Here is a 234-nt window from a genome sequence, read left to right on the forward strand (position 1 = left end):
GCGAGTTCGAATCTCGTTGTCCGCTCCAGATGTGGCGCCATAGCCAAGTGGTAAGGCAAAGCTCTGCAAAAGCTTTATTCCCCAGTTCAAATCTGGGTGGCGCCTCCAAACATCTTTTGTGCCCTTAGCTCAGCTGGATAGAGTATTTGACTACGAATCAAAAGGTCGGGAGTTCGAATCTCTCAGGGCACGCCATTAATTTCATAAGCCGGTGTGGCGGAATTGGCAGACGCG

2 tRNA genes are annotated in these 234 nt (G+C 50.9%); both read left to right on the top strand.

Going from position 1 to position 234, the window contains the following annotated elements:
• Positions 1-33: 33 nt before the first annotated feature.
• Positions 34-108 (top strand) — tRNA-Cys (locus tag BBG47_RS28795).
• A gap of 10 nt (positions 109-118) precedes the next feature.
• Positions 119-195: transfer RNA gene (locus tag BBG47_RS28800), tRNA-Arg, on the top strand.
• The last annotated feature ends 39 nt before the right edge of the window (positions 196-234 follow it).

The organism is Paenibacillus sp. KS1 (assembly GCF_001680695.1).
In the GTDB taxonomy this organism is placed as follows: domain Bacteria; phylum Bacillota; class Bacilli; order Paenibacillales; family Paenibacillaceae; genus Paenibacillus_B; species Paenibacillus_B suaedae.